The sequence below is a fragment of the Methanocrinis sp. genome, assembly GCF_049974945.1.
Classification (GTDB): Archaea; Halobacteriota; Methanosarcinia; order Methanotrichales; family Methanotrichaceae; genus Methanocrinis.
The window spans coordinates 1-3,838 of record NZ_JBNGCU010000131.1; the positions used below are offsets into that span (position 1 = coordinate 1).

The window sequence follows — 3,838 nt, forward strand, 5'->3', positions numbered from 1 at the left end:
CGGGGTCGATGTTGGCGTTGATCCCGATCCCCACCACGGCGTAGTCGAGCGAGTCGATCTCCGCCCCGATCTCGGTCAGAATCCCGCAGACCTTCCTACCCATCACCAGGAGGTCGTTGGGCCACTTGATCTCGACCTCGAGGCCGTATAGCCCCGAGAGAGCCCTGGCGGCGGCGACGGCGGCGGCCATGTTAACCCTGGGAGCGAGGGTGGGGGGGATCTTTGGCTTCAGGATCACGCTCATCCAGACCCCTCCCTTTGGGGAGTTCCAGGACCTCTCCATCCTGCCCCTCCCGCCGGTCTGGATCTCGGCGACGACCACCGTCCCGTTCTCTGCCCAGGGCGCGATCCTCTTCGCCTCGGCATTGGTGGAGGTGAGGGACCGGCGGGAGATCACCGTCCCTCCGACGAACTTCGTATCGAGTCCGGCTCCGACGAGATCGGCGCATAGGAGGTCTGGCATCGATCTTAGCCTGTAGCCCCTCCTCGACGCCTCTATCTCGTACCCCTCCGAACGGAGCGATTCGACCTGCTTCCAGACCGCAGCCCGGCTGACGCCGAGGGATCGAGCCAGCTTTTGGCCGGAGGTCCAGGAGCCGATCTTGGTGATCAGCGCGCCCTTGACTTCTTCCCTGCTCAAGGGGCGACCTACTCCTCGGAGGGGGGAGTTTCGCGATGGGCCATATAGGCTCCTACGGCCGCAGATATGGCCGCCACCTTCCTGGTGTCTGCGCCCAGGGCAGAGGCCAGGGAGAGCCCCTTCTCCCGCTCGGCCTCTGCGACCTTCTTCACCTCCTCCATTATCGCCTCTTCCTTGAGGAAGTTGGTGTTGATGTCGCCCCGCCTGAACCTCTCGTGTCGGAGGACCGCAAGATGGAAGTTTATGTTGGTCTTGACGCCGGTGACGATGTATTCGTAGAGGGCCCGCTCCATCCTCGCGATCGCCTCCTTGCGGTCCCTGCCCATGGCCACCACCTTGGAGATCATGGAGTCGTAGTAGGGCGGGATCACAAAGCCGACGTAGACGCCGCTGTCGACCCTTATGCCGGGACCACCGGGGCTCCTGTACCTCTTGATCCTGCCCGGGGAGGGGGCGAAGTCGTTGAGAGGGTCCTCGGCGTTGATCCTGCACTCGATGGCCCAGCCCCTGATCTCGATCTCGTCCTGAGAGTAGGCCAGGGGCTCTCCGGCGGCGATCCGGATCTGCTCTTTCGCCAGGTCGACGCTCGTCACCATCTCGGTGATGGGATGCTCGACCTGGAGCCTGGTGTTCATCTCCAGGAAGTAGTAGTCGCCCCGGGAGTACATGAACTCGACAGTTCCCGCGCTCCGGTAGTCGATCGCCTCCGCCGCCCGGACGGCGATGGAGCCCATCTCCTCCCGCAGCTCAGGGGTCATGATCGGCGAGGGCGACTCCTCGATCAGCTTCTGGTGGCGCCTCTGGATCGAGCACTCCCTGTCGGAGACGTAGATGGTCCTGCCCTTGGAGTCGGCAAGGATCTGAAACTCGATGTGACGCGGGTCTGCGAGGTACTTCTCGACGTAGATCGTCTCGTCGCCGAAGGCGGATTTTGCGATCGACCTCGCCGAGCTGAGGGCGGGGCCGAGGGTCTCGTCGTTCCACACGATCTTCATGCCGATCCCGCCTCCTCCCGCCGCCGGCTTCAGCATGACGGGATAGCCGATCGACTCTACCAGCTCCACCGCCTCCTGGGGGTCGACGATCCCTCCCTCGCTCCCGGGGATGATGGGAACGCCCGCGTTCTTCATGATCTCTCTTGCGGCGATCTTGGACCCCATCCTCTCGATGGACCGGCTGGTGGGCCCGATGAAGACTATGCCCTTCTCCTCACAGGCCTGGGCGAAGGCGGGGTTTTCAGAGAGGAAGCCGTAGCCGGGGTGGATCCCCTCGGCCCCGGTCTGCTCCGCCGCCGCCAGGATCTTGTCGATCCGGAGGTAGCTCTGGGAGGCTGGCGAGGGGCCCACGAAGACCGCCTCGTCGGCGTACTTGGCGAAGAGGGCGTTTCTGTCGGCCTCGGAGTAGACCGCGACGGTGGAGATGCCGAGCTCGCGGCAGGCTCTCATGATCCGTATGGCGATCTCTCCACGGTTGGCGATCAGAATCTTCTGGAACATCGTCGGAGTTAAGGCGGACCGAGGCTAAAAACCTTTGGCGAGGCCGGGGAAGAAGAATTTAATAACCTTTCTGCCGAGACTAAAAGCCATGAAGCCGAGGGAGATGTCCGGAGAAGAGTGCGAGGATCTGCTGGCGAAATCCAGGCTCGGGAGGCTCGGCCTATCTGCGGGCGACCGGCCTTACGTGGTGCCCATGTCTTACGTCTGCGCGGGCGGGGTCATACTCCTCCACTCGGGCCTTCGGGGAAGGAAGCTGGAGATGGCCAGGGAGAACCCTCGGGTCGCTTTCGAGGTGGACTCTGTTGAGGGGGGCAGGTGGAAGAGCGTCATCGTCTTCGGAGAGGCCCGCCTTTCCACCGACGTGGAGGCGAAGAAGAGGCTCTTTGACATATTCACCAAAAGCGAGATGGGAGGGCATGGAGGAAAGCGTTTCAGCCGCGAGGAGATGGAGAAGATGCCCATGGTGATCTGGGAGATCGAGATCGAGGAGATGACCGGACGCGAGGGCGTCTGGTAAAACGAAATTCGGGGCAGTTTTCGCCATGACCGCCATCAAGTGGACCGAGAAGTACAGACCCAAGAGCCTGAAAGAGGTTTTAGGGAACGGGAAGGCCGTCTCGGACCTGGAGGCCTGGGCCCGGGCCTGGGAGAGGGGAGTGCCCGAGAAGAGGGCGGTCGTCCTCTACGGTCCCGCCGGGGTGGGGAAGACCTCCGCAGCCCTGGCCCTGGCCGAGGAGCACAGCTGGGACCAGATCGAGATGAACGCGAGCGACAGCAGAACCGCCGCCGCCATCTCGAAGGTGGCGGGCGCAGCCTCAAAGATGATGACCTTCTCCGGCAAAAAGAGGCTGGTCATCCTGGACGAGGCCGACAACCTCTACGGCTCTGCGGACCGGGGTGGCTCTGCGGCGATGCTGAAGCTCGTCCGCGAGACCGACCAGCCGGTGATCTTGATCGCAAACGACTACTACGGCCTCACCAAGCCCCTGAGGGAGGCGACCCTGGGCATTCAGTTCAGGTCCATCAGGAAGACCACCGTGGCCTCGGTCCTGAAGGATATATGCCGGGCCGAGGGAGCGGGGTGCACCCCGGAGATGATCGAGGAGATCGCAGATAACGCGAACGGCGACCTCCGGAGCGGCGTAAACGATCTTCAGGCGGCCCTGGAGGGCTCCCTCGAGCTCGGCGAGGTGGCCACCAGCGTTCGGGACTCCAAGGCCTCCATCTTCGACGGGGTGGCCAAGATACTGCGAGGCGCAAGCGCCTCCGAAGCGGTCAAGATCGCCTGGTCCCTGGACGAGAGCCCCGAGGACCTGGTTCACTGGGTCGACGAGAACCTGCCCCTGGTCTACAAGCCCGCAGACCTGGCCGCAGGCTACGATATGCTCTCCCGGGCCGACGTCTTCCTGGGAAGGGTCCGCAGGCGTCAGAACTACGGCCTGTGGCGGTACGCCTCCTTCATGATGACCGGGGGGGTCCAGTCCGCCCGGACGGAGAAGAAGGGCGGCTACATCCCCTTTCGGCCCCCGAGCTACTGGCGGAGGATGGGCCAGACCCGGAGCGCGCGGCAGATCCGGGACTCGGCGGCGAAAAAGATCGGAACTCACTGTCATACCAGCTCCCGTCAGGCCAAGAGAGAGATGATGGGCTTCTTCGGACTTCTCCTCAAGGACCCCGAGAAGGGGCCGAAGGTGGCGGCCCT

The 3,838-nt window shown here is 63.7% G+C and carries 4 protein-coding genes; 2 read left to right on the plus strand and 2 right to left on the minus strand.

Annotated elements, in window-relative coordinates:
* Together ACP5EL_RS09545 and ACP5EL_RS09550 are read right to left on the minus strand one after the other, a co-directional pair.
* Window positions 1-640 (minus strand): biotin--[acetyl-CoA-carboxylase] ligase (locus ACP5EL_RS09545; protein WP_428402282.1); only part of this gene is annotated, 640 nt, incomplete at its 3' end.
* 8 nt (window positions 641-648) lie between these two features.
* Entirely contained in the window at window positions 649-2,136 is a 1,488-nt protein-coding gene (locus ACP5EL_RS09550) for an acetyl-CoA carboxylase biotin carboxylase subunit (protein ID WP_428402283.1), read from the minus strand.
* 88 nt (window positions 2,137-2,224) lie between these two features.
* Here ACP5EL_RS09550 and ACP5EL_RS09555 point away from each other — a divergent pair, with 88 nt between their 5' ends.
* Together ACP5EL_RS09555 and ACP5EL_RS09560 are read left to right on the plus strand one after the other, a co-directional pair.
* A complete protein-coding gene (locus ACP5EL_RS09555) occupies window positions 2,225-2,653 on the plus strand; it encodes a pyridoxamine 5'-phosphate oxidase family protein (protein WP_428402284.1) in 429 nt (142 codons plus the stop codon).
* A gap of 25 nt (window positions 2,654-2,678) precedes the next feature.
* The coding region (locus ACP5EL_RS09560; RefSeq protein ID WP_428402285.1) for a replication factor C large subunit at window positions 2,679-3,838 on the plus strand (1,160 nt) is incomplete at its 3' end.